Annotated in this window: 23 protein-coding genes; 15 read left to right on the plus strand and 8 right to left on the minus strand. The window is 65.4% G+C overall.

Annotation, left to right across the window (positions count from 1 at the left end):
- Positions 1-48 precede the first annotated feature (48 nt).
- From LK12_RS24000 to LK12_RS20460, 6 genes are all read left to right on the plus strand, one after another.
- A complete protein-coding gene (locus LK12_RS24000) occupies positions 49-1,128 on the plus strand; it encodes an AraC family transcriptional regulator (protein ID WP_052223648.1) in 1,080 nt (359 codons plus the stop codon).
- Between the two features lie 121 nt (positions 1,129-1,249).
- The gene (locus LK12_RS20440) at positions 1,250-2,449 is read left to right on the plus strand and encodes an amidohydrolase family protein (RefSeq protein WP_039288382.1); all 1,200 of its coding nucleotides are present in this window, start codon (positions 1,250-1,252) and stop codon (positions 2,447-2,449) included.
- 41 nt (positions 2,450-2,490) lie between these two features.
- On the plus strand, positions 2,491-3,309 hold the full coding sequence (locus LK12_RS24005; RefSeq protein ID WP_052223649.1) for an SDR family NAD(P)-dependent oxidoreductase: 819 nt from the start codon (positions 2,491-2,493) through the stop codon (positions 3,307-3,309).
- Positions 3,310-3,313: 4 nt separating this feature from the next.
- The gene (locus LK12_RS20450; RefSeq protein WP_052223650.1) at positions 3,314-4,477 is read left to right on the plus strand and encodes an LLM class flavin-dependent oxidoreductase; all 1,164 of its coding nucleotides are present in this window, start codon (positions 3,314-3,316) and stop codon (positions 4,475-4,477) included.
- Positions 4,474-5,364 (plus strand): alpha/beta hydrolase, encoded by an 891-nt coding sequence (locus tag LK12_RS20455; protein WP_052223651.1) that lies wholly within the window; start codon positions 4,474-4,476, stop codon positions 5,362-5,364. The genes LK12_RS20450 and LK12_RS20455 overlap by 4 nt, the downstream gene beginning before the upstream one ends.
- A gap of 107 nt (positions 5,365-5,471) precedes the next feature.
- Positions 5,472-6,221: an SDR family NAD(P)-dependent oxidoreductase gene (locus tag LK12_RS20460; protein WP_039288384.1), complete on the plus strand. Its 750-nt coding sequence runs from the start codon at positions 5,472-5,474 to the stop codon at positions 6,219-6,221.
- Positions 6,222-6,344: 123 nt separating this feature from the next.
- On the opposite strand, the gene ppa is transcribed toward LK12_RS20460, so the two are convergent.
- Positions 6,345-6,884 carry an inorganic diphosphatase gene (gene ppa / locus LK12_RS20465; protein WP_039288387.1) on the minus strand — a complete coding sequence of 180 codons (540 nt, stop codon included), beginning with the start codon at positions 6,882-6,884 and terminating at the stop codon, positions 6,345-6,347.
- Between the two features lie 111 nt (positions 6,885-6,995).
- Positions 6,996-8,939, minus strand: coding sequence for a M61 family metallopeptidase (locus tag LK12_RS20470; protein WP_039288391.1), 1,944 nt, complete (start codon positions 8,937-8,939; stop codon positions 6,996-6,998).
- Positions 8,940-9,043: 104 nt separating this feature from the next.
- On the opposite strand from LK12_RS20470, the gene hisS reads away from it, so the two are divergent.
- The 8 genes from hisS to LK12_RS20510 all read left to right on the plus strand — a co-directional run bounded on the left by hisS (position 9,044) and on the right by LK12_RS20510 (position 17,878).
- The gene (hisS, locus tag LK12_RS20475; protein WP_039288394.1) at positions 9,044-10,288 is read left to right on the plus strand and encodes a histidine--tRNA ligase; all 1,245 of its coding nucleotides are present in this window, start codon (positions 9,044-9,046) and stop codon (positions 10,286-10,288) included.
- Complete coding sequence (gene prfA, locus LK12_RS20480; RefSeq protein ID WP_039288398.1) at positions 10,285-11,355, plus strand: peptide chain release factor 1; 1,071 nt, start codon at positions 10,285-10,287, stop codon at positions 11,353-11,355. The genes hisS and prfA overlap by 4 nt, the downstream gene beginning before the upstream one ends.
- On the plus strand, positions 11,348-12,214 hold the full coding sequence (gene prmC / locus LK12_RS20485; protein ID WP_039288401.1) for a peptide chain release factor N(5)-glutamine methyltransferase: 867 nt from the start codon (positions 11,348-11,350) through the stop codon (positions 12,212-12,214). The genes prfA and prmC overlap by 8 nt, the downstream gene beginning before the upstream one ends.
- A 235-nt stretch (positions 12,215-12,449) precedes the next feature.
- Positions 12,450-13,175 (plus strand): DUF4167 domain-containing protein, encoded by a 726-nt coding sequence (locus LK12_RS20490; protein ID WP_082010667.1) that lies wholly within the window; start codon positions 12,450-12,452, stop codon positions 13,173-13,175.
- 72 nt (positions 13,176-13,247) lie between these two features.
- The gene (gene lnt, locus LK12_RS20495; protein WP_039288403.1) at positions 13,248-14,903 is read left to right on the plus strand and encodes an apolipoprotein N-acyltransferase; all 1,656 of its coding nucleotides are present in this window, start codon (positions 13,248-13,250) and stop codon (positions 14,901-14,903) included.
- 43 nt (positions 14,904-14,946) lie between these two features.
- On the plus strand, positions 14,947-16,161 hold the full coding sequence (gene metK / locus LK12_RS20500) for a methionine adenosyltransferase (RefSeq protein WP_039288406.1): 1,215 nt from the start codon (positions 14,947-14,949) through the stop codon (positions 16,159-16,161).
- 89 nt (positions 16,162-16,250) lie between these two features.
- Complete coding sequence (gene trhO / locus LK12_RS20505; RefSeq protein WP_039289602.1) at positions 16,251-17,237, plus strand: oxygen-dependent tRNA uridine(34) hydroxylase TrhO; 987 nt, start codon at positions 16,251-16,253, stop codon at positions 17,235-17,237.
- On the plus strand, positions 17,234-17,878 hold the full coding sequence (locus LK12_RS20510) for a glutathione S-transferase (protein ID WP_039288409.1): 645 nt from the start codon (positions 17,234-17,236) through the stop codon (positions 17,876-17,878). The genes trhO and LK12_RS20510 overlap by 4 nt, the downstream gene beginning before the upstream one ends.
- A 156-nt stretch (positions 17,879-18,034) precedes the next feature.
- On the opposite strand, the gene LK12_RS20515 is transcribed toward LK12_RS20510, so the two are convergent.
- A complete protein-coding gene (locus LK12_RS20515) occupies positions 18,035-20,089 on the minus strand; it encodes a S46 family peptidase (RefSeq protein ID WP_039288411.1) in 2,055 nt (684 codons plus the stop codon).
- A 346-nt stretch (positions 20,090-20,435) separates the two neighbouring features.
- On the opposite strand from LK12_RS20515, the gene LK12_RS20520 reads away from it, so the two are divergent.
- Positions 20,436-21,287: a sulfurtransferase gene (locus LK12_RS20520; protein ID WP_039289604.1), complete on the plus strand. Its 852-nt coding sequence runs from the start codon at positions 20,436-20,438 to the stop codon at positions 21,285-21,287.
- An 8-nt stretch (positions 21,288-21,295) separates the two neighbouring features.
- Here the strand turns inward: LK12_RS20520 and LK12_RS24010 are convergent, their stop codons facing one another.
- The 5 genes from LK12_RS24010 to LK12_RS20545 all read right to left on the minus strand — a co-directional run bounded on the left by LK12_RS24010 (position 21,296) and on the right by LK12_RS20545 (position 25,049).
- Positions 21,296-22,078 carry a CPBP family intramembrane glutamic endopeptidase gene (locus LK12_RS24010; RefSeq protein ID WP_052223652.1) on the minus strand — a complete coding sequence of 261 codons (783 nt, stop codon included), beginning with the start codon at positions 22,076-22,078 and terminating at the stop codon, positions 21,296-21,298.
- 8 nt (positions 22,079-22,086) lie between these two features.
- On the minus strand, positions 22,087-22,632 hold the full coding sequence (locus LK12_RS20530) for a glutathione peroxidase (RefSeq protein ID WP_039288413.1): 546 nt from the start codon (positions 22,630-22,632) through the stop codon (positions 22,087-22,089).
- A gap of 74 nt (positions 22,633-22,706) precedes the next feature.
- Positions 22,707-23,669, minus strand: a complete 963-nt coding sequence (locus LK12_RS20535; RefSeq protein ID WP_039288415.1) for an NAD-dependent epimerase/dehydratase family protein — start codon at positions 23,667-23,669, stop codon at positions 22,707-22,709.
- A gap of 4 nt (positions 23,670-23,673) precedes the next feature.
- Positions 23,674-24,327 carry a CoA transferase subunit B gene (locus tag LK12_RS20540; RefSeq protein ID WP_039288420.1) on the minus strand — a complete coding sequence of 218 codons (654 nt, stop codon included), beginning with the start codon at positions 24,325-24,327 and terminating at the stop codon, positions 23,674-23,676.
- Positions 24,327-25,049, minus strand: coding sequence for a CoA transferase subunit A (locus LK12_RS20545; RefSeq protein ID WP_039288423.1), 723 nt, complete (start codon positions 25,047-25,049; stop codon positions 24,327-24,329). Before LK12_RS20545 ends, LK12_RS20540 begins: the two co-directional genes overlap by 1 nt.
- Between the last annotated feature and the right edge of the window lie 74 nt (positions 25,050-25,123).

The raw sequence follows: 25,123 nt of genomic DNA on the forward strand, positions 1-25,123 counted from the left end.
TCCCATAAAGTCAGGTGGACATGACCGATCGTCCAGAGGATCGGCAAGATGGGAGAAGCGGGCACCGTGCCGGGCAAGCCAGCAAAACCGGTTTCGCGCAGCCTTTCCGACCTGCTGGCCGATGTGCGCCTGTCGGGCCAGACATGGACCTACGGCGACTTTGCCGGACACGCGGGGTGCGCGGTGGCGCCGGGCGATGCCGTGTTCGTGCATGCCGTGATCCATGGCGAGGTCCGACTCGCCTGCGCCGGCGGGGGCATGGCCGAACTGGGACCGGGAGATGTCGCCATGGTGCTCTCGGGGGAAGCCCATGCCCTGCGCACCACGGCTGGCGCCACGGCCCAGCCCCATGAAGGTCTTCGCCATGACCGGGATTGCGACATTCCGCCGGCCACGGCATTTGGCGACGGCCCCCGGGTGACGGCGCGTGTGCTGAGCGCGCGCCTGCATGCGCAGTGGCCGGGCGAAGTCTCGCGCGGCGCCCTGCCCTCACTGCTGCGCGCCGGGACCGGCCTGTTCCAGTCGGACGCGCTGCCGCTTGCCGGCATGGGCGCGGGATCGAGCGCCCTGCTGACGCGGATCGCCGAAACCCTGATGATTGGCGCCCTGCGCGCAGATCCGGGTTGTCGCCGCATCCTCTCCGCTGAAACCCGCGATCCCATAGAAGACGCGCTGCATCTCATCGCGGCGGGCCCGGCACAGCCCTGGACGGTCGAATCGCTGGCCCGCGCCGTCGGCATGGGCCGCTCGAATTTCGCCGCGCACTTCACGCAGACCGTCGGCAAGGCTCCGATGGAAGTCGTGGCCGAGCGGCGCATGGAGCATGCCGCCACAATGCTGCGACAGGGGCGGATGAAGATCGCGGAAATAAGCGAACTGGCCGGTTATGGGTCGGAAGCGGCCTTCAGCCGCCGATTCAGCCGGCATTTCGGCATGACGCCGAGCCGGATGCGCGACGAAGCCCGCGCCGCCCGGCACGAGGAAACGCCGTCACCGCGCTTTCGCGCCCTGCTGGCCGGCGCCCGCAACCGCAGCGGACGCCCCGCCCGTAACGAGGCGGAACCCTCTCCGTCGCCGGCCCCCGTCGATCTCGGCAGGGTGTTCTTCACGCAAGGCCGGCGCGACTGAACCGGCTGCCGGATTCCGGCGGCGTGGACGATCGGGCAAGGCAGGTGGAGACGCGGGGCTTCTCATTGCCCGGCGTCTGCGCGACCAATCCTGCCAAGAACCGCATTTGGGAGAAGACACAATGGCGACTGCCAGCCTGGACCGGCCGGGCGCGAAGACCGGCTACAAGGTCATCGACGCCGATACCCACCTGACCGAACCGCACGACATGTGGACGAGCCGCGCGCCGGCCTCGATCCGCGACCGCGTGCCGCAGGTAAAGATGCTCGACGGCCAGCGCTGCTGGGTGATCGACGGCGACAAGTCGATCGGCACCGGCGCACACCCCAACAGCGCGATCCTGAAGGACGGTGGCAAGGTCCGCGTGCTCGACGACTTCCTCAAGCTGCAGTTCGAGGACGTGCACACCGGCTCCTCCTCGCTGAAAGAACGCCTGCAGGTGATGGACGAGACCGGGATCTACGCCCAGATCGTCTATCCCAACATCCTCGGCTTCGGCGGCCAGGCCGCGGCCAAGGTCGATGCCGACCTGCGCCTTGCCTGCGTGAAGATCTACAACGATGCCGTCGCCGAGATGCAGGCCGATTCGAACGGCCGTTTCTTCCCGATGGCGCTGCTGCCCTGGTGGGACGTCGATCTCGCCATCAAGGAAACCGAACGCTGCGCGGCGATGGGCCTGCGCGGGATCAACATCAATTCGGACCCGCACCTCGTGGACCTGGGCGGAGAACGCCTGCCCGACCTCGCCCACGAGCACTGGTATCCCCTGTGGGAAGTCTGCGAGGACATGGGCATGCCGGTGAACTTCCACATTGGCGCATCGGAAACCTCGATCGACTGGATGGGGCAGCAGGGCTGGCCTTCGCTGACGCGCGATCTGCGCTCGGGCATTTCCGGCGCGATGCTGTTCTTCAACAACGGCAAGGTCGTCGCCAACCTGATCTATTCGGGCCTGCTCGACCGCTTCCGCAACCTCAAGTTCGTTTCGGTCGAAAGCGGCATCGGCTGGGTGCCCTTCATGATGGAAGCGCTCGACTATCAGCTCGTCGAGATCGCCGAGGGCAAGGGCTTCGAGAAGAAGCCCAGCGAGTACTTCAAGAGCAATTTCTACGCCTGCTTCTGGTTCGAACAGGGCCAGCCCGCGGCCGACATGATGCGCAAGGTCGGGATCGACAACGTGCTGTTCGAAACCGACTTCCCGCACCCGACCGGGCTCTATCCGATCGAGAACCTCGACTCGCGCTACGGCGACCTGACGCACGAGGAGAAGACCAAGGTGCTCGGGGGCAACGCCGCGAAACTCTACCGCATCGACATCTAGCCAGCAGCCCACGGCAACAGCGGGCAAAGGGAGAGGATACCATGACTCTAGCCATCGACCTGACCGGTCGAACCATACTCGTGTGCGGTGTCGCGCGCGGCGGCATCGGTGGGGCGACCTGCCGTCAGCTCGCCAAGGCCGGGGCGACGATCATCGCGCTCGACAAGGACGAAGCGCTGATCGCGCCGACCGTCGAGGACGTCGAGGCCCTGGGCGGGACGATCCACCCGATGGTCGTCGACCTGATGGACAAAACAGCATGCGAAACCGTGATCGCGCAGATCTTCGAGAAGTTCGGCGTGCTCGACGGCATGGCCAATGTCGCCGGAGGCACGCGCGAAGGCGAATGGATGCCGCTCGACGAAACGCCCACCGATGCCTTCTGGCAGACATTCCAGCTTAATCTCGGATACATCTTCACGCTGTGCCGCGATGCCGCCAAGGCCTGGATCGAGCGTGAAGAGCGCGGCGCCATCGTCAACGTCTCGTCGGTCTCCTCGCTGACCTCGGCGCCCTGGCACGGGCCCTACGGCGCGGCGAAATCGGGCATTACCGCGCTCACCCGGACCATGGCCAACGAGTGGCACGAGTTCGGCATCCGCGCCAATTCGGTTCTGCCCGGCGCCGTCGCGACTGAACGCGTGATGACCCGCGTGGTCTCAGAAAATGTCGTGCAGGGCAGCGAGCAGAACTTCTGCCCGCCCGAGGAACTGGCGAACGCGATCGTCTTCCTGCTCTCGGACCTTGCCAGCGGCATTTCCGGTCAGAGCCTGACGGTCGACCGCTCGCTTTCCACGAAGTTCTGCGCCGGCGCGCGCAAGAGCCGCAAGCAACTCGAAGCCGAAAAGCAGGAGGCCTGACAGCATGGAACTCGGACTTCTCTACGAATTCGAAGCCCCCAAGCCATGGGCCGGCGAACACCCCTGGGGCCAGCGCACGATGGAGCGGCAGGCCTACAAGAACTGCATCGAGCAGATCACCCTTGCCGACAAGAAGGGCTTCCACACCGCCTGGCTGGTCGAGCACCACTTCCGCGAAGGGCGCAGCCACATGCCCTGCAACGACGTGGTACTGGGCGCGCTCTCGCAGATAACCGAGAACATCCGCCTCGGCTTCGGCGTTACGCTCATGCCGCACGAATTCATTCATCCTGTACGCGTCGCCGAAAAGGTGGCGACGGTGGACCTGCTCAGCCGCGGCCGCGCCGAATGGGGCATGGGTCGCTCGACGCCGATGGAGCAGATCGCTTTCGGGGTCGACGGGGCCGAATCGAAGAAGAAGATGCTCGCCGCCTGCAAGACCGTCTCGGAAATGTGGGCCCAGGAATACTACGAGGAAGACTCCGAGTACCTGAAGTTCCCCAAGCGCATGGTGACGCCCAAGCCCTACCAGTATCCGCACCCGCCGTGCTGGATGGCGGCCAGTTCGGAAGAGACGATCCGCATGGCGGGGCAGAACGGCCTCGGCCTGCTGTGCTTCTCGATCATGCAGCCGCTCGAAAAGCTCGCCAGCCTGATCGACATCTACCGCGAGGAACAGAAGAACGCCGTCCCGGTAAGCCACGTTCACACCAACAAGGTGGGCGTCTATACGCTGGTCCACTGCACCGAGAGCCGCAGCAAGTTCGAGACCAACCGCGTGTGGGAATCGATGTGGTGGTGGTACCGCGAAAGCGCCGCCTTCATCCTCAAGTGGGAGATGGCCCACCTGCCCAAGGAAGCGCAGGACAAGGCCTTTCCGCTGCTCAAGAAGCAGGCTGACGGCGATTTCGACATCCACTCCTTCGACGAGCAGGACATGGTGATCATCGGCACGCCCGAAGAATGCCTGAAGAAGTTCCTCAAGTATGAGGAAGCCGGGATCGACCAGGTGCTGTGCTACGTGAACTTCGGCTACCTGCCGCAGGATGCGGTGCTGGAATCGATCACCCTGCTGGGCGACTACGTGATCCCCGAGCTGAAGGCGATGGGCGCCAAGCGCACCGCCCGCAATCTCGAGCACTCGATCGCCCTGCAGGCCGCCGAATGACCGGGAAGGCCGCGTTGGCGCTCCCTGCGGGACGCCCCGGCTACCCGGCCCCGCCCGACCTTGCCGAGCGACGGGCTCAGATGGCGGCGGGAATCGCTGCCGGCGCCTTCGCGACCAGGGCGCCGCCGGTCGAAACCGAAATGGCCGGCCTGCGCACGCTGCGTTTCGAGGCCCCGGGCACGCCGCGTGGCTACATGCTGCAACTGCACGGCGGGGGCTTTCGCATCGGGCGGCCCGAATTCGAAGGGCCGTTGTCCGAGGCCCTCGCCGAACGATGCGGCGTGAGCGTGGTCGTGCCGCAGTATCGGCTTTCGCCGGAAACGCCCTTTCCGGGCGGTCTCAACGACGCGCTGGCCGCGCTGGAGGCCTTGCACGCCGAAGCCGGCGATGCGCCGCTGATCGTCTCTGGCGATTCCGCCGGTGCCGGCCTTGCCGCCAGCATCGGGCTCATGGCCGCTGCCGGACAGACGCCGCCCGTCGCTGCTGTCATCATGCTCTCGCCCTGGCTCGATCTGAGCGTCACGGCGCCAAGCTATGCCGCAAATGCCGACACCGACCCCCTGTTCGGCACGGAATCGGCGCAACTGGCGGCCGACCTCTATCTTCAAGGCTTCGATCCCTACCACCCACTGGCCTCGCCGGTTCATTGCAACGATGCCGATCTTGCGGGCTTTCCGCCCAGCCTGATCAGCGTCGGAACCGGCGAGGTTCTTTTGGACGATGCCCTGCGCTTCCATGCCCGGCTGGAAGCGGCCGGCCGCCCCAGCCGCCTTGTTGCTATCGACGGTATGGAACACGTCGCGATCGTGCGCGGGTTCGACTTGCCGGGAGCCCGGGAGACATTCACCGCGCTCGTCGAGTTCATTGATGGAATTCTCGCTGGATGATCCCGCCGAGGCGAAGACTGAACACACGTTCAAATTTCCGTCTTTCTCGCCTCCGATTTGTACCGTAGCCCTAGGCATTGAAAACAAGCAAACGGGAGAGAATTGTCATGAGCTACAAAGTCGCCGTCGTCACCGGTGCCGCCGCAGGGATCGGGGCCGCCTGTTCCAAACGCCTCGCCAGAGAAGGCGTGGCCGTTGCCGTGCTCGATCTCGATGCCGAGCGCTGCGCCGATACGGTCAAGGCGATCAAGGACGCCGGCGGCACGGCCATCGCGGTAGGCGCCGACGTTTCCGACCGCGCCTCGGTCAAGGCCGGGCTGGAGCAGGTTCGCGAACAGCTCGGTCCGATTGCGATCCTCGTGAACAATGCCGGTGTGACCGACTTCACGCCCTTCGAGGAGCTGACCGACGAGCGCTGGGACTTCATCTACGCCGTGAACGTGCGCGGCCTTTTCGTGATGACCCAGGAATGCCTGCCCGACATGAAGAACGCGGGCTGGGGCCGTATCGTCAACATCTCGTCCTCAAGCGCGCAGACGGGCGCGATCAACATGATCCCCTACAGCTCCTCCAAAGGCGCCGTGGTCACCATGACCCGCTCGATGGCGCAGGAATTCGGCCCTTACGGCATCACCGTGAACAACATCCCGCCAGGCTCGGTCATGGGCACGATCATGTCGGAGGCGAACCGCGAGAAGTTCCAGATCCCCACCGAGGTGCTGCTCCAGACCATCCCGGTGCGTCGCATGGGCGAGCCCGACGATATCGCCAACGCCTGCGCCTGGCTGTGCGACGAGCGCAGCGGCTACGTCACCGGCCAGACCATCGGCGTGAACGGCGGCCGCGTCGTCACCTGAGCGGAATCACCACCGGCGTCATTCGCGCACCGGTGTCGCCGGAAAAGAGCAAGGGCCGGTGACTTTCGTCACCGGCCCCGATCCACATGGGGGAGTGGACCTCGTAGATCCCGAATACTGAATTCAGGCGGCTACAGAGCTTTTATAGCGATCAATTGCTTCCAATACGATCTTTCTCGCGTCTTCAGCGCCGCCCCACGTCCCGATCCGTACCCACTTTTCCTTTTCAAGATCTTTATAGTGCGTGAAAAAGTGCTCGATCTGCTTGAACACGATTTCCGGCAGATCGTCCTTCTCGTTGACGTTCGTGTAGTACGGAAAGGTCGAATCGACCGGCACGCAGACCAGCTTCTCGTCGCCGCCGTGTTCGTCTTCGAGGTTGAGAACGGCAATCGGGCGGGCACGAACCACGCAGCCGGGAATGAACGGCGAGCGGGCCACGACCAGCGCATCGAGCGGGTCACCGTCGGGCGAAAGGGTGTGCGGCACGAAGCCGTAATTGGCCGGGTAGCGCATCGGCGTATGCAGGATCCGGTCTACGAAAAGCGCGCCCGAATCCTTGTCGAATTCATATTTCACCGGCTCGCCGCCGATCGGAACCTCGATGATGACGTTGAGGCTTTCCGGCGGATTGTCGCCAACAGGAACCTTGTCGATGCGCATGATGATCCTTCTTTCCTGGCACTCTTTGTCCTGAGGCCGGTTGAGAGCAAGATGCGCGCGACTTAGCCTTGGCTTTATTGCACTGCAACAGCCTTCTCGCTGATGCGAAATTTAGTTGCGTCTAGGCGCCAGCAAGCGGTCGAGACCGTTGGTCTTGCCGGGCGTTTCGGACTCCAGCCAGGGCCAGCGCAGGCCTCCGTGATAGTCGATGGAGACAGTCTCGTAACGGTCTCCGCGCTTCACCAGCAGCGCGATCGGCTTGGCACCGGGATCCTTGGCCGCCGTGATCGCGTCGCTGATCACGCCCTTGTTGTAGGCGCGGCCATTGACGGCGACGATTTTCACCCCGTTGATGATGCCGGCGTTGTACCCCGGCCCGTCCCACAGCGCCGAGGTCACGTTGCCCTCGTTGTCCAGCGAGAAGCCCAGCGAATAGGTGAGGTCGAGCGTCTTTCGCGCATCGGCGATGCCTTGCGAATAGGGGTTCGGCTTTTCCTTCCACACCAGCTTGTACCCCGCCATTTCCACGCCTTTCATCGGCGCCGGCTGGCCGGGGAGGTACAGGCGGGTGCGCAGGAACGACGCCCAGTCGTAGGGATAGACGCCATTGAGCGTCGAGACGACGTCGTCGAAGGTATAGGTAAGCTCGCCCCAGTCACCGTCGCGCATGCCGAAGAACGCCTTGGCGAAATCGTCGAGCCCCTTTCGTCCGTTGGTGCCCTTGCGGATGATCTGGTCGGCCTCGAGCCAGGTCAGCGCACCTTCCACGTAGTAGTCTTCGCTACGGGTGAGCGACGTGTAGGGAAGCGGACGGCGACGCGCGAGTTGCGGTGCAGCAGTGGTGTCCTCCACCGAACGCCACCCCCGGCCCGGCGTACCCTCGGCGTACTTGGCCACGGCATTGGCGAACATGCCGAGCACCGTGTCCTTCTTCTGCACGCCCGAACGCGCCGCGAGGACATAGCCCCAGAACTGCGTCTGGCCTTCATAGACCCACAGCAGCGTGTTCTGCATCGGCTGTTGGTAGTCGGGCGTCCACAGGTCGGCCGGACGGCGATACTTGCCGTTCCAGCTGTGCACGAACTCGTGCGGGATCACGTTGTGGTCCCAGTCCATCTCGTCCCAGTTGATCCAGGACTTGGGCTCGTACTGGTTCTCGCTCGAACGGTGATGCTCGAGACCGATGCCGCCCATACGGTCGGTCAGGGCGAGCAGGAAATCATAGTGATCGAAGTGTCGCGCCCCGAATGTCAGCAACGCCTGATCCACCAGATTGCGATAGGTCTGCAGGTGCTGCGGCGAAATCGCCAGCAGTTCGGGTTCGTCGGCAACCACGTCGAGCGAGACGTCATGGCCGAGGTCCCAGCGCTCGGCGTGGATCCCCGCGAAGATCGGCGAATCGACCAGCCGCTCGTAGTCCGTCGCCGTCCAGGTCAGCGTATTGCCCTGGCGGGCCTTGCCGTCGAGCGCTGTGAAAACGGTCCAGCTGTCGGGAACGGTGACGGTCGGCTTGACCTCGATGCCGCGCACGTAGTGGCCGGCCGGGTAGAGGCTCATCTTCTCCCACTGCAGGTTGAGCATTTCCTGCGTCATGGTGATGCGTCCTTCGCTGGACCGCACGGGAGAGGTGTGTACGAACCTGGCGGTCACCGTCCTGGTGCCCTCGGGCAGCGAGAGGTGGAAGGCATTGACCGCGACCGTATCACGCACCCACGGGATTTCCTTGCCGTCAGCGTAGAAATGGATGTCCGCCAGCATGGCGTAGGGCCCGGTTTCCGAGTGGTTGCCCGGCAGCCAGCCGGGCTGGAGCAAGGTCAGGCTGGTCTTGCCGGGCTCGACCGGAAATTCCTCGGTCACCCGATAGATGCCGTGTTCGACGTCGCTTGCATCGATATTGAGCGCCACGGTACCTGGATAGGGCACGTCCCTCGCCGCCGGAATCGGCGCAGGCAGGGCCGGCGCCATCGGCGTGGTCCGGGCAGGATCCTGGGCCATCGCCGAAGCGGAAAGGGAAAGGAGGGCTGAGAGCGTCGCGACCGCAGTGAGATATTTCATTGCGCGTATCTTTGCGTCGGTTGCCCCGTTTGGCAACCATCCAATATGCGAGAGCGCGTGGGACCACTTTATCGCGGCGCCCATTCGGGCTAAGCGCGCGCCTTATGAGCAACACACCACAGGCAATCCGCGGAACCCAGGACATTTTCGGCCCCGACGCCGAGGCCTTCGCGCATGTCGTCGAGACCTTCGAGCGCGTCCGCAAGCTCTATCGCTTTCGCCGAGTGGAAATGCCGGTGTTCGAGAAGACCGCGGTGTTCTCGCGCTCGCTGGGCGAGACCACCGACGTCGTTTCCAAGGAAATGTACTCGTTCGAGGACCGCGGCGGCGAATCGCTGACGCTGCGCCCCGAATTCACTGCCGGCATCGCCCGCGCCTACCTCACCAACGGCTGGAAGCAGTTCGCCCCGCTCAAACTGGCGACCCACGGCCCGCTGTTCCGCTACGAGCGCCCGCAGAAGGGGCGCTACCGCCAGTTCCACCAGATCGACGCCGAGATCATCGGCGCTGCCGAACCGATGGTCGATGTGGAGCTACTGCTCATGGCCGACCAGCTCCTCAAGGAACTGGGCATCTCCGAAGGCGTGACGCTGCAGCTCAACACGCTGGGCGATGCCGAGAGCCGCGAGGCCTGGCGCGCCGCGCTGGTCGAGTACTTCCTCGACCACAGGGCCTCGCTCAGCGAGGATTCGCAGGAGCGGCTGCAGCGCAATCCGCTGCGCATCCTCGATTCCAAGGATCCGCGCGACAAGCCCTTTACCGCCGATGCGCCGAAGATCGACGACTTCCTTTCGGCCGAGGCACAGGACTTCTTCGGGGCCGTGACACAAGGGCTCGAGGCCGCCTCGGTGGACTTCGTCCGAGCCCCGGCCCTTGTGCGCGGTCTGGACTACTACAGGCACACTGCTTTCGAATTTGTGACAGACCGTTTGGGCGCGCAGGGCACTGTCCTTGGCGGAGGCCGCTACGACGGCCTGCTGGAAGCACTAGGCGGCCCGGCCACCCCTGCGGTCGGCTGGGCAGCAGGCATCGAACGCCTCGCCATGCTCGTGTCCGATGCCGGCATCGGCGGAGAACCGCCGCTGACCTGCATCCTCGCGGTCGAAGACGATGCAGCCCTGCCCTATGCCCAGAAGGCCATCGCTATTTTGCGCCACCAGGGAATCGCCGCCGAGATGATCGCCACCGGCAGCCCGCGCAAGCGCTTCGACAAGGCCGTGAAACTGGGCGCGAAAGTGCTCGTCTCGTTCGTGATGCGCGACGGCGCCCCCGTCGCCAACCTGCGCGCGGCCGAACCGACTGCCGATTACCTCGCGGTCGAGCAGGTCATCCAGACGATCCAGTCGTGAGCGTCTCCGACGATCGCCTCGCGCAGATCGCGCACCGCTTTGCCGAGCTGGAAGCCCGGCTCGCCTCTGGCACGCTTGAAGGCGATGCCTTCGTCGCCGCGAGCCGCGACTATGCGGAGCTGGAACCCGTCGCACGGGTCGCGGCGGACGTGGCCTCCATGCGCGGCGAACTGGCCTCGTTGCAAAAGCTCGACGATCCTGATCCGGACATGCGCGAACTGGCCGAAGAGGAAATCGCCCGCATCAAGGAAGAGTTGCCCGAGGCCGAACGCCAGCTTGCCGTCGCCATGCTCCCGCGCGACGCGGCGGACCAGCGCCCGGCCATGCTGGAAATCCGCGCCGGCACCGGCGGCGACGAAGCGGCGCTGTTCGCCGCCGATCTCTACCGCATGTACGAACGCTATGCCGCCGAGCAGGGCTGGAAGGTCGAAATGATCTCCGCCAATGCCAGCGATATCGGCGGCTTCAAGGAAGTCGTCGCCAACGTGACGGGCACCGGCGTGTTCGCCAAGCTCAAGTTCGAATCCGGCGTCCACCGCGTCCAGCGCGTGCCGGTGACCGAGAGCGGCGGGCGTATCCATACCTCGGCGGCAACCGTCGCCGTCCTGCCCGAGCCCAGCGAAGTCGATGTCCAGATCGAGGACAAGGACCTCAAGATCGACATCTACCGGGCCTCCGGCGCGGGTGGCCAGCACGTCAACACCACCGATTCGGCCGTGCGCATCACCCACCTGCCTTCCGGGATCGTCGTCACTCAGCAGGACGAGCGCAGCCAGCACAAGAACAAGGCCAAGGCGATGCAGGTCCTACGCGCGCGCCTCTACGAGAAGATGCGCGAGGAAGCACAGGGTGCCGAAGCCGAAGCGCGCAAGGCGATGGTCGGCTCGGGCGACCGCTCCGAGCGCATCCGCACCTACAACTTCCCGCAGGGCCGCGTGACCGACCACCGCATCAACCTCACCCTGCACCGCCTGCCCGAAATCCTCGAAGGGCCCGGGCTGGGCGAGCTGATCGACGCATTGATCGCCGAAGACGAAGCCAAGCGCCTGGCGGCGATGGATGCCTGACGGTCGCAGTGCTGCCTGCGTTGCCGACGCGATACGCGCCGCCGCCGTCCGCCTGGAGGCCACCAGCGACACCGCTCGGCTCGATGCCGAAGTGCTCATGGCCCATGCCCTGGGTGTATCCCGTTCCGATCTGCTGCTGCGCCATATGCGCAGCGAGGCGCCAGCCGGCTACCCGGCACTGGTCGACCGGCGCGCGGCCCACGAGCCGGTTGCCTACATCACCGGGCAACAGGAGTTCTTCGGCCTGCCGTTCATGGTGACACCGGAGGTCCTGATCCCGCGCGGCGATTCCGAAGTCCTGGTGGAAACGGCGCTTAAGGCCCGGCCCGGTGCGCGCAGCGTGCTCGACTGCGGCACCGGTTCGGGCGCGCTGCTGCTGGCGGTGCTGGCCAACCTCCCGCAGGCCCGCGGCACCGGTATCGACAGTTCTCCTGGCGCCCTCGCCGTCGCCGCGAGCAACGCCCGCACCCTCGGCCTAGACGAACGGGCGCGAATGATGGCGGCGGACTGGCACCGGGCAGGCTGGTCGGAAACACTCGGCGGGCCGTTCGACCTGATCCTCGCCAATCCTCCCTATGTCGAGAACGACGCCGAGCTGGATACCTCGGTTTGCGAATACGAACCAGCCGGCGCGCTGTTTTCCGGTCCGGACGGGCTCGACGACTATCGCATACTCGTGCCGCAGTTGCCTGCCCTCATGGCGCCCGGAGGCCTTGCCCTGGTGGAAATCGGACATCGCCAGGCAGAGGCCGTAAGCGCCATCGGCCAAGCCGCCGGGATGGCCGCCACGATCCACCACGATCTGGCGAACCGGCCAAGAGTTATCGCCTTTTCCGCAGTTTTGAACGGACAGCGATAATATTTCTCTTGGAATTCTGCCGCGGAGTGCCTAATGATTACTCGGAGCCGGTTAATGGACGGAACTTCCCATCCCGGTTCTCCTCCATCATTTGCAAGCGGTCGCGGTGTGGGGCACCGCGGCAAGGCAGATGTGGAAGTCTCGGCACCCGGGGGGTTAGCCGTGATCTTATGACATATGGCACGTCCGTTCCTGATGTCCGGACGCACGCCAGGGGTTTTGAGGAAAGTTATCCTTGAATAACAATCGTGGTAACAACCGTCGGCGCGGCCGCGGCAACAACCGTCAGCAGGGCGGCCAGCATACGAATCGTATTGACAGCAGGGCCAGGGGCAATGCGCCCCAGCTGCTGGAAAAGTACAAGAAGCTGGCGCACGACGCCCATCTCAACGGAGATCGCGTAACGGAGGAATACTACCTTCAGTTCGCCGATCACTACTTCCGCGTGATTGCCGATCAAAAGCAGCGCCAGGAAGAAGCGCGACAGGCCCGCCGGGACGATCGCTCGCAGGACAACAGCGACGATTCCGGTTCGGATGACGGTTCCTACAGCGACAACAGCCAGTCGCAGAGCAACGCACGCAACGAGCGCGGCCAGTCCGCGTCTTCCTCTGCCGGCGAGCAGAAGGAGACCAAGGGCAGCGGCGACGAGGAAAGCGGCGAGGATCACTCGATCTACGAACCGGCCGAAAACCCGTTCCTGCGGGAAAACCGCCCGGCGCGCGCGCCCAAGCAGCCGCGCAAGCCGCGCCGCCGCACGCGCGACGAAGAGGCCGACGGCAGCGACAACGGCGATTCGGACAAGGAAGGCGAGACCGGCAACCTCGATCCGTCGACCCTGCCGCCTTCGATCTCCAGCAAGGACGAGGCGGGCGAGGAAAAGCCCAAGCGCCGCCGCACGCGCAAGACCGCGCCGCCTGCCGAGGATGGCGACGGCAAGCTCGAGGCTGTGAACAGCTAAGGTACGACCGGCAGCCCGGCCGACCGCGAGTTCGCTTGCGTCGTGGCCGGGCAGGTCTACATAGCTTGGCCGATGCAGTCTGATCGGCGCGCCCCCGTTTTATCCCAAGCTCTTAGCCCAGCTGTGCGATACCCCCGTATCGCCGCGATCGCGTTCGGCGCTCTGGCCGCCTGCGGTTTTCAGCCGCTCGCGCTCTGGCCGCTCACGTTGATCGCCATCGCCTGCCTGCTCGAACTGGTGGCCCGCACCGTCAAGGCTTGCGACGCCTTCCTGATCGGCTGGTTCTTCGGCCTCGGTCATTTCACCCTGGGCGACAACTGGATCGCCACTGCGTTCACCTATCAGGCGAATATGCCGGCCTGGCTGGGCGGCATCGCGGTCGTCCTGCTTTCCCTCTACCTCGCGATCTTTCCCGCACTGGCCACGATGGCGGCCTGGCTGCTGGTCCGTCCGGACAAGGCGAAAGGACGCGGCGGCGGCTTTGCGGCCCTTGCATTCGCCTTCGCATCCGCCTGGATCGTCACCGAGTGGGTGCGCGCCTGGCTCTTCACCGGTTTCGCGTGGAACCCGCTGGGCGTGGCCCTGCTCGGCCGGTTCGACGCGCGCGGACTGGCGCTGGTGACGCCCTGGATCGGCACCTACGGCCTGTCGGGGCTGCTTGTTCTGCTGTCCGGCCTTCCCGGCCTGTTCGGGCGGCTGGTGGCCCGGGGACGCAGTCCGCTGCGCTGGCTCTGGACGGTACCGGTATTGGCGCTCGCGGCGGGGCTCGGCGTGCTTATGATCGTGCCCGACCCGTGGGCCCGGCCCGAGGAAGGGTCGATACGCTTCACGCTGATCCAGCCCGATCTGCGCCAGGAAATCATCGACGACCCGCGCTACTTCGAGGCCAATTTCCGCAAGATGGCCCGTCTTTCGCTACCCCGCAAACCGGGGGAAAAGCGCGTGGTGTTCTGGCCCGAATCGGGCTTGGGAGACTATCTGCGCGACGGCTATCCGCGCTATCTCTACCGGCTCTACACCTATGGTGCCGACCCCGTCATCGCCCGCGAACGCATCGGCAGGGTGATCGGCCCCTATGGCCTGCTGCTGGCCGGAGCGGTGGACCTCGTCATCGAGAACGGAGACGAAGTCGCCGCCCGCAATTCGGTGACCGTGATCAACGGCAGGGGCGATATCGTGGCCGGATACTCGAAGGCGCATCTCGTACCTTATGGCGAATACCTGCCCCTGCGCTGGCTGCTCGAACCGCTGGGGGCATCACGCCTCGTCGCCGGCGCTCTGGACTTTCGGCCCGGCCCCGGACCGCGCAGCTACGATTTCGGCGACTGGGGGGAGGCAGGCGTGCAGATCTGCTACGAGATCGTCTTCAGCGGCGAGGTGGTCGATCCGTTCAACCGGCCCGATTACATCTACAACCCTTCCAACGACGGCTGGTTCGGCACCTGGGGCCCGCCCCAGCACCTTGCCCAGGCGCGGCTGCGCGCGATCGAGGAAGGCCTCCCCATCCTGCGCTCGACCACCACGGGGATCAGTGCCGTGATCGATGCCAACGGCATCGTGCGCAGCTTCATTCCCTGGCGGCAGGCCGGAAGGATCGACGGGCGCATTCCGCCACCGCACGAACCGACCCTTTTCTCCCGCTACGGCAATGCCCTGCCGCTCGCCTTTGCAGCTCTCATCGCTCTTGCGGCCGTTTCCATGGTTGCACTGAGCCGCCGCCGCCGGTAGACGTGTGCACACATAAAGCTTTCTTTATATCATAGGTTTTCCGATGCGCACCGATTACGTCTTCACTTCCGAGAGTGTTTCGGAAGGCCATCCCGACAAGGTTTCCGACCAGATTTCCGACGCAATCGTCGATCTGTTTCTGTCGAAGGACCCGGAAGCGCGCGTCGCTTGCGAGACGCTGACGACCACGCAGCTGGTGGTCCTTGCCGGTGAGATTCGCTGCAAGGGCGTTTACGAAAACGATGCATGGGCCCCCGGCGCGCTCGAGGAGATCGAGCAGACCGTGCGCGATGTCGTGAAGAAGATCGGCTATGCACAGGACGGGTTCCACTGGGAAACCCTCGAGTTCATCAATCGCCTGCACGGCCAGTCCGCCCACATTGCACAAGGCGTCGATGCCGCCGGCAACAAGGACGAAGGCGCCGGCGACCAGGGCATCATGTTCGGCTTCGCCTGCGATGAAACTCCCGACCTGATGCCGGCCACGCTCGACTACAGCCACAAGATCCTCCAGCGCCTTTCCGAAGACCGCCATTCGGGCAAGGCCCCGTTCCTCGAGCCCGACGCCAAGAGCCAGGTCACGCTGCGCTTCAAGAACGGCGAGCCGGTCGCCGCGACAGCCGTGGTCGTCTCGACCCAACACCAGGAAGGCTACGACGAGGGCGAGAAGGAAAACGAGCTCAAGAGCTACGTGCGCAAGGTCGTCACCGAGATCCTGCCCGAAGGCTTCGTCACCGACGAAACCAAATTCCACATCAACCCGACCGGGTCCTTCGTGATCGGCGGCCCGGACGGCGACGCCGGCCTGACCGGTCGCAAGATCATCGTCGACACCTATGGCGGTGCGGCACCGCACGGCGGCGGCGCGTTCTCCGGCAAGGATCCGACCAAGGTCGACCGCTCGGCCGCCTATGTCACCCGCTATCTCGCCAAGAACGTCGTGGCGGCAGGTCTCGCCAAGCGCTGTACCATCCAGGTGTCCTACGCGATCGGCGTTTCCGAGCCGCTTTCGCTCTACGTCGATCTGCATGGCACCGGCACCGTTTCGGAAGAGGCGCTCGAAGCCGCGCTGACCAAGGTCGCGGCCGAAAAGCTGGGCGGTCTGACCCCGCGCGGCATTCGCGTCGGCCTCGGCCTCAACAAGCCGATCTACTTCCAGTGCGCCGCCTACGGGCACTTCGGCCGCAAGCCCGAAGGCGACCTGTTCCCCTGGGAACGCACCGATCTGGTCGACGATCTCAAGGCTGCGCTCGGCTGATCGGCGACCTAATCACTGCAATCCAAACGAAGATCCGGGGCCGCAAACCCCGGATTTTCTGAATCGGGGCTTTGCGCTATGGCGCCCCCATGCAGACTCAAGACATTCCGGTAACCGACACGGCAACAGCGCCGGTCTGCGTTGCCGCGCTCTACCAGTTCGCGCCTTTCGAGGATCCCGCAGCCTTGCGCGCGCCCCTGCTCGCGCTGTGCGAAGCCCAGGGGATTCGCGGCACGCTGCTGCTCGCCCGCGAAGGGATCAACGGCACCATCGCCGGATCGCGCGCCGGGCTCGACACGGTCATTGCCCACGTCCGCGCCCTGCCCGGCTGCGAAGCGCTCGACGTCAAGTTCTCCTCGGCGGCGGAGATGCCCTTCCACCGCATGAAAGTGCGGCTCAAGCGCGAAATCGTGACCATGGGCGAGCCCGGCACCGACCCCCTCGCCACGGTCGGCACGTATATCGCGCCGGAAGACTGGAACGCGCTGATCTCCGATCCCGACACCATCCTGATCGACACGCGCAACGACTACGAAGTCGCCATCGGCACGTTCAGTGGCGCCATCGACCCGGAGACGCGCTCGTTCCGCGAGTTCCCCGAATGGTTCCGCCGCGAACGCGCGCGCCTGCTCGGCGAAGGCAAAGCCCCCAAAGTCGCAATGTTCTGTACCGGCGGCATCCGCTGCGAGAAATCGACCGCCTTCCTCAAGCAGGAAGGCGTGGAAGATGTGTTCCATCTCAAGGGCGGCATCCTGAAATATCTGGAAACGATCCCCGCCGAGCAAAGCCTGTGGCAGGGGGAATGCTTCGTCTTCGACCAGCGCGTCTCGGTCGGTCACGGGCTGGTGCAGGGCTCGCTGTCGCTGTGCCACGCCTGCCGCCAGCCGGTGAGCGAAGCGGACAAGGCCTCGTCGCATTATGAAGAGGGCGTGAGCTGCCCGGCCTGCTTCGAGAGCCGCACCGACGAGCAGCGCGCCCGCTACCGCGAGCGGCACCGTCAGGAAAAGCTCGCCGAAGCGCGCGGGCAGGAGCATGTGGGCGCGAAGATGCCGACGTCGGCCGGCCAAGAGGCATGATGCCGGAGACCGCCAGCCTGCCGATCCTCTACAGCTTCCGCCGCTGCCCCTATGCCATGCGCGCCCGGCTGGCGATCATGGTCTCCGACCTGACCTGCCAGCTGCGCGAAGTGAAGCTCTCGGCCAAGCCCGAGGCCATGCTCGAAGCTTCGCCCAAGGGCACGGTGCCGGTGCTGGTCCTGCCCGATGGCACGGTGATCGAGGAAAGCCTCGACGTGATGCACCATGCGCTCGGTCTGAACGACCCCGAAGGCTGGCTGGAGCGCGCCGACGCCGACCTGATCGCCCGCTGCGACGGCCCCTTCAAGCGCGATCTCGACCGCTACAAGTACCCCGACCGCTACGACAGCGACGCCGCCGCCCACCGCAGCGCGGGCCTCGCCTTCCTGCAGGATCTGGAGGAGCGGCTGGGGGAAGACGAGAACCTGAGTGGATCCCGGCGCGGCCTGACCGACATGGCGATCATGCCCTTCATCCGCCAGTTCGCCGCGACCGACCGCACCTGGTTCGACGCCCAGCCCCTCCCCCGCCTGCGCGCCTGGCTGGACGGGCACATGACCTCGGACCTCTTCACCGTCGTCATGGTCCGCCACGCACCGTGGCAGCCCGACGATGCGCCGATCCTGTTCGCGGCAGACTGAAGCGCCGCTTCCACTCCCGCCCGCTCATCCTGAACTTGTCGAAGGATGGGATCCAGGCGCAGCGCCAGCGTCCTTCGACAAGCTCTGGACGAGCGGCGGCAGGTCTCGTTGATAGGCCGGGGCGACAGCATTGCACTGCCGCCCCGATCATGTCGCTTACTTCCCGGCCAGTTCCTTCACCAGGCGCGGCGAGGGATAGATCGTCTCCAGCGCTTCCTGCAGCGAGGCGGCGGAGACGACGACGGTTCGGTTGAGCACCGGATCGTAGCCGTAGTTGCCGCCCAGCGAGTGGATGTTGCCGTCGAAGGCAGCGCCGATCACGGTGCCCGCCTTGTCGATCACCGGCGAGCCCGAATTGCCGCCGATGATGTCGTTGGTGGTCACGAAGTTGTAGGTCACCGACTTGTCGATCTGGTCTTCCTTCGCGGCGAAGGCCGGGGCGAGATCGAACGGCGGGGCGCCGGTGGCGCGCTCGAAGGTGCCGCCGATGGTGGTCTGGAACGGCACCTGCCTGCCGCGCTCGGGCCAGCCTTCGACCTTGCCGTAGCTGATGCGCAGCGTGAAGGTGGCATCCGGATAGATCGTGTCGCCATAAGCCGCGAAACGCGCGTCGGTGAGCTTCGCCGCTGCTGCCGTGGCCGGACCCGAGTAAGCCTCGTCCACCTGCTTTTCGAGCTCGCGCTGACGCGCCTCGAGCTTGCGGGCATAGACGATCATCGGATCGTCGGACGCCTCGATCGCCGCCTCGCCGCCTTCCCAGAGCTGCTTGCGGTATTCCGGATCGGCCAGCTTCGTGCCGGAGACGAGCCGCTCTGCCAGCGCCTCGGGGCTTTCCTTGCCGAGCAGCAGCTTGGTATCGGGATCGTCCACGCCGAGGTATTCGCGCGCCTTTGACAGGCTCCACTCCATGCGCAGTTCATCGAGCCAGGGGTAGAGCGGCGCAGCATCGAGCAGGCGCTTTTCGGTGAGCGGAAGCGCGCTGTCGGTGTAGCCGGGCAGACGCTCGGCATTGGGCTTGGTGCGTTCGGCAGCGCCCATCACCAGCGTCCGGGCGTAGCTGTAGAGATCGCCGGACGGCTCGATGAAGCGATAGGGCATGTAGAGCTTGCGATAGGCCTTCACCGCCTCGTCCATGTCGCTCCACGGATCGCCGATCGCGGCATCGCCCGCGCTCCTGTCCTTGAGCTCGGCTTCTGCCGCGGCCAGTTTGCCGGTGAAATCCGGATCGTTGAGCGCTTTCATCCGGCCGATATAGACCTTCAGCCCGTTCTCCACGCCGTTGAGCATGTCGAGCCCTTCACGCGCATGCTCGGGGCTTTCCTCCATCGCCCGGATCAGCCGGCCGCGCAGTTCGGAGTAGGTCGCGACGATCACCGGCAGCCGCACTTCGCGTTCGAAGGCGAGCTGGCTCTGGGTGTAGAGGCGCGAGGTCGAGCCGGGATTGCCGACCACGAAAGTCGCCTCGCCCTGCTTCGGCGCGCGCGGGTTCCACGTGAGGTGGTTCGGTGTCTTGACCGGCTTGCCGTTCTCGTAGGCGCGCAGAAACGAGCCATCGAGATCGTAGCGCGGGAAGTTGAAGTTGTCCGGATCGCCGCCGAAGGTCGCCGCGCGGTCCTCGGGCGCCCAGACCAGCCGCACGTCCGAATACTTGCGGTAGGTATAGAGCTTGTACTGTCCGCCGCCGAACAGAGTGACGACCTGGCAGCGCGTCGTCTCGCGGTCGGTGCAGTTGGCGGATTCGATCTCGGCGATCCGGGCGTCGCGCGCCTTGGTCAGCGCTTCGCCGGTGAGCGAGCCGATGGCCTTCTTCACGTCGCCGGTCACATCGGTGATCTTGGTCACCACTTCGGCCTGCTGGCCCGGGCACTTCTTCTCGTCGTTGAAGGTCGCGGCGACGTAGCCGTGATCGAGCAGGTCGTTGTCACCGGTCGAATTGTCGAACAGGCAGGAGGCGACGCAGTGGTGGTTGGTCAGGATCAGGCCATTGCCCGAAACGAAGCTGGCCGAGCAACCGCCGGTCAGGCGCACGGCGGCATTGCGCACTTCGTCGAGCCAGGCCTGATCGGGCGCCCAGCCATAGTCTTCCTTCATCCTGGCGGCGGGAAAGCCATCGAAGGTCCACATGCCTTCGTCGGCACGGGCGGGGGAGGAAGCCAGCGCCAGCGAGGCAGCGGTGCCGGCGGCGAGCAGGGAAAGCGTACGCAGAGTCATGGGTGTTCCTTGTTCCTGTTGGCCGCAACTTTCCCAAGGAAAGCCGCCCTGTCCAGCCGATTTGCAACCGAAATCACAAGGTTGCGAAATCGGCTTTGCCCACGTTATCGACACGCCTTCGAACCGCCCCGGCAAGCAACAAGCTTAAGCGCGGCGCGGTGAGGGTGCCGCCAGCAAGGACAATCATTTCAATGCGGCATGCGGCCAGTCGGCCTGTCGCTCCGACATCCTGCGGCGCGCGGGTCTCGACAGGGCACAGCCCCGCCCGTATCGCATGACCCGAGCGGGCCGGGCGATATTCTCGACAGGATCGGATGGCTGCTGGGACAAGGGACTTGTTGCGGGCATGGCATTCGAAACCCTGATTTCCGTAGGGCAGCTCCAGTCCTTACTCGCCGCCGGCCGCGAGCTTCTTCTCCTCGACTGCGAATTCGAACTGGGCGAACCGGACAAGGGACCGGCGATCTTTGCCCAAGGACATTTGCCCGGCGCCCGCCATGCCCACCTGGACAACGATCTGGCCGGGCCGAGCGATGGCACCAACGGGCGCCATCCGCTCCCGGCGCGCGTAGCGCTGGCTGCGTGGCTGCGCTCGCTGGGCCTGCACAATGGCCAGCAGGTCGTGGTCTACGACAGCCATGGCGGTGCCTGGGCGGCACGGGCATGGTGGCTGCTACGCTGGATGGGACATGCCGAAGTGGCCGTGCTCGACGGCGGCAAGCCGGCCTGGACGGCCGCAGGACTGCCGCTCGACCACAATACGCCCGCACCAGCGGCAAAGGGGGATTTCGAGGCCGGAGATCCCCTCGTGCCCGATCCCGCCAGCGCGGATGAGGTTCTCGCCAATATCCACGCTGCCGGGGCGCAACTGCTCGATGCGCGAGACCCGGCGCGCTTTCGCGGTGATCCGAACCCGATCGATCCCGTGGCCGGACACATTCCCGGAGCGCGCAACCGCTGCTTCCGCGACAATCTCGATGCGCAGGGCCGCTTTCGCCCGGCCAGCGAACTGGCGCGGGAGTTCACCGCCCTGCTGGATGGCAAGCCGGCGCTGCTGAGCTGCGGCTCGGGCGTGACCGCTTGCCACAATGCGCTGGCCATGGAGATTGCCGGCCTGCCCGGCGCGCGGCTCTATCCCGGCTCGTGGAGCGAGTGGATCAGCGATCCCGCGCGCCCGGTGGAAACCGGCGAGGGCTGAAGCCGCACCTAGGCGGGGCTCGGCAGCACGCGGGTGAGTGCCAGTCCTACGGCAGGGCGGATCACCAGCCCGATCACGTCGATCGCGACATGGACGGCCATGGCCACGAGCAGACTGCCGCTGATCAGGTAGAGCGCCGTAAGCAGCAGCCCCGCCAGCGTGGTCGCAATCACGCCGACCGGCCCCTGATAGAGATGGCAGAGCCCGAAAATCGCGACCGGCAGCAGGAATGCCGCCGGAAGCGGCACACCCAGATCCGCAAATGCGAAGGGCAGAAAGCCGCGAAACAGCAGTTCCTCGCCCACGCCGGCGACAATCGCCAGGAGCAGGGCCCAGCCGAGCTCTGGCCCATTGCGCGGACGCAGGACGGCGAAGTTGCCCGCCACGATCACCTTGCGCGAGCGCAGCAGCAGAGGCAGCGCCTCGATGGCAACGATCAGCACCGCCAGTTCGGCCAGCAACCATGGCGACAGCAACGCTTGCGCCAGGTCACCGGCCCGCAACCCCAGCCACTGCGTCGCCGTAGCGGACAGCGCCGCGATCTCGGCGCCGGGATGCAGGGCGCGGAGGACATTGCCGGTGACCAGCAGCGCCACTCCCGGCATCACCAGCATGACCAGCGCCTGCCGCCCGATCTTGCGTTCGAAAAACCGGCGCCGGACCGCGGGATCCGCCGTCTGCCGCAAGGCACTCACCTGCCGCCGCCCACGCTGCACGTAGCGGGCGAGCAGCGCCAGGACGACGCCCAGGGCCAGCGCGGTCAGGATCGGCCCGAAGACGGCGCCGGGCATTCAGCCCCCTACTTCGCCAGCTCGGCCTCGATGGCGCCGACCAGTTCGGGAGACTGCGGCTCCACGCCAGGCGCGAAGCGGCCGGCCACGGTGCCGTCCTTGGCGATCAGGAACTTCTCGAAATTCCACAGCACTTCCGGGTCCTCGGTCGGGGTCATGCCGTAGCCCTTGAGCCGTTCGCGGAATTCCTCGGCCGGGCCGACCTTTTCGGGCTTGGCCTTGGTCAGTTCGGCATAGAGCGGCTGCTTGCCCTCTCCGGTGACGTCGGCCTTGGCGAAGAGCGGGAAGGAGACGCCATAGTTGACCGAGCAGAACTCCATGATTTCTTCATGCGTGCCCGGCTCCTGCGCGCCGAAATCGTTGGCCGGGAAACCGAGAACCTCGAAACCCTTGTCCTTGTATTCGCCGTAGAGCTTTTCCAGCCCTTCGTACTGCGGCGTGAGGCCGCACTTGCTGGCGACGTTCACCACAAGCAGGACCTTGCCCTTGTGCTCAGCAAGGCTGTCGGACGCCCCGTCGATGCGGGTCAGCGGAATGGCGGAAATGTCGGTCATTACTCGGATTCTCCCGTGCTGTTTGGGGAGAGTATGGGCTGCCGGGATGACCACGGCAAGACGCCGCCTGCGCGTCAGGGCGATGCCGAGAGCACCGGCGAGAGCCAGTCGGGATCGTGCGCGAAAGGCAGTTCGCTGCCGTCGCGCAGGGCTGCAAGGATCGCCGCGAAGTCGGTCTGCGCCCGCCAGCCCAGCAGACGCTCGGCCTTGGCAGGATCGTAGACCCGCTCGATCCGGTCGGGCAGGACCCAGCCTTGCCGGTCATACAATTCCGCCGCCTCGGGAAAGCGCCGGGCGATCACTGCGCGCGCATCATCAGCAAGCGGCACTGCATCCTCCCGCGAAAACGGTGGCGGCGCGGAAAGGACGAACGTCTCACACCCCTCGATCCGCTCCAACGCGGCGAGATGCGCCAGCGCCGCGTCGCCCACGGTCAGGCGCCGGTTGAGGAATTCGTTGGCCTTGAGGTTCAGCCCCGAGGGCACGGCGTGCGTATCGTCGTCCTCGGGGAAGAAGCGCCCGGTGCGCAGGATCGCCACTGCCATGCCGCTTTCGCGCGAAACCAGCCGGCACAGGTTCTCGGCGGCAAGCTTGGTCACGCCATAGATGTTGCGTGGTTCGAGCGGGCCGAACGCTTCGTCCATCCACCAGGCCCCGGCCTCGCCCGCCCCGGCGCGCACATCGGCCCGGACCATCAGCGAGGTGGTGGAGGTGAAGACGAAGCGCGGATGCCCCGCCTCCACTGCCGCTTCGAGCAGGTTGAGCGTGCCGCTTGTGTTGACGTCGATGAAGGTCTGGCGCGGGAAGCGGACGATGTCGGGCTTGTGCAGCGCGCCCGCGTGGACGATCGCCTCGATCCCGTAATGCGAGACCGTCTGGAACACGAGATCGCGGTCGGCGACCGAGCCGAGCACACGGGTATGCGCACCGGGCGCGACGTCGAGCCCGACGACGTCATACCCGCGCGATTGCAGCAACGGCGCAAGGTGCCTGCCGAGCCAGCCGGAAGAGCCGGTCAGCAGGACCTTCGTCGCCATGGCCTCAGCTCACGTAGTGCGCGGTGGTCTTGGCCGCGACTTCCTCGGCCGTGACGCCGGGGGCCAGTTCGACCAGCTTGAACGGACTGTCGTGATCGGGGCGCTGGAACACGCACAGATCGGTCACGATCATGTCGACCACGTTCTTGCCGGTGAGCGGCAGCGTGCATTCGGGAATGAACTTGGGATCGCCGGCCTTGGAGGTGTGCTCCATGACGACGATGATCTTCTTGACGCCCGCGACGAGATCCATCGCGCCGCCCATGCCCTTGATCATCTTGCCCGGGATCATCCAGTTGGCGATGTCGCCGTTCTCGGCCACTTCCATCGCGCCCAGCACGGCGAGGTCGATGTGACCGCCGCGGATCATGGCAAAGCTGGTCGCGCTGTCGAAGAAGGCGGTCTGCGGCAGTTCGCTGACCGTCTGCTTGCCGGCATTGATGAGGTCGGCGTCTTCCTCGCCCTCATAGGGGAACGGGCCGATGCCGAGCATGCCGTTTTCCGACTGCAGCGTCACATGGACGCCTTCGGGCACGTAGTTCGCCACCAGCGTCGGAATGCCGATGCCGAGGTTCACGTAGAACCCGTCCTGCAGTTCCTTCGCCGCGCGCGCGGCCATTTCGTTGCGGTTCCAGCCCTTCTTGGTTGCTTCGGACATCAGGCCGACTCCCTCTCGCGCGTGGTCACGAATTCGATCTTCTTGTCGTAGGGCGCGCCCAGCACCAGCCGCTGGACGTAGACGCCGGGCAGGTGGATGTGATCGGGATCGAGCGAGCCGGTCGGCACGATCTCTTCCACCTCGACGATGCAGACCTTGCCGCAGGTGGCCGCGGGCACGTTGAAGTTGCGCGCGGTCTTGCGGAACACCACGTTGCCGCTCTCGTCCGCCTTCCACGCCTTTACCAGTGCGAGATCGGCGAAGATGCCGCGTTCGAGGACGTATTCCTGCTCGGCGCCGTTGGGATCGGGAAACACCTTGGTTTCCTTGCCCTCGGCGATCTGGGTGCCGACGCCGGTCTTGGTGTAGAAGCCGGGGATGCCCGCGCCGCCGGCGCGCATGCGCTCGGCGAGCGTGCCCTGCGGACAGAACTCCACTTCCAGCTCGCCGGAGAGGAACTGGCGTTCGAACTCCTTGTTCTCGCCGACGTAGGACGAGATCATCTTCTTCACCTGCTTGGTGCGCAGCAGCTTGCCGATGCCCTCGTTGTCGATGCCGGCGTTGTTCGAGGCGAAGGTCAGGTCCTTCACGCCCGAGTCGCGCACCGCGTCGAGCAGGCGCTCGGGAATGCCGCAAAGGCCGAAGCCGCCGCTGGCGATCAGCAGGCCGTCCTTGAGCAGGCCGTCGAGCGCGGCCTCGGCGCTGGGATAGAGCTTGTTCATGAGTCTCCCTTCCGGTTTCCCGTATTAGCTAGACAAGGACTTTGATTACGAATAGCGATTATTTTTTATCGGAT

The organism is Novosphingobium malaysiense (genome assembly GCF_000802225.1).
In the GTDB taxonomy this organism is placed as follows: domain Bacteria; phylum Pseudomonadota; class Alphaproteobacteria; order Sphingomonadales; family Sphingomonadaceae; genus Novosphingobium; species Novosphingobium malaysiense.